The sequence below is a fragment of the Streptomyces tateyamensis genome (assembly GCF_003205575.1).
Lineage (GTDB): Bacteria > Actinomycetota > Actinomycetes > Streptomycetales > Streptomycetaceae > Kitasatospora > Kitasatospora tateyamensis.
Genome location: NZ_PYBW01000374.1, coordinates 1 through 233, shown reverse-complemented (window position 1 = coordinate 233; position 233 = coordinate 1). Strand labels below are relative to the sequence as shown.

At 73.0% G+C, this 233-nt stretch carries 1 protein-coding gene; it reads left to right on the top strand.

The window, feature by feature from the left end; all coding sequences use genetic code 11:
- The coding region (locus C7C46_RS35710) for a hypothetical protein (protein ID WP_181442695.1) at nucleotides 1-233 on the top strand (233 nt) is incomplete at both ends.

The following is a 233-nucleotide window of genomic DNA, read 5'->3' as shown; positions in this document are numbered from 1 at the left end:
GCGAGGCGGTGTTGCGGCTGCTGCTCGCGGTCGGCCGCAACCTGACCCAGCACCAGGAGCAGGGCTGCCTGCTGGTGCTGGAGGACATGCACGACGCCGACGCGGAGACGCTGGCGGTGGTCGAGTACCTCAGCGACAACATCCAGGGCCTGCCGGTCTTCCTGCTGGCCACCCTGCGCCCGCAGTCCGGCCCGGCGGACGAGCTGGTCCGGGCGGTGGCCCGCAGACGCAGC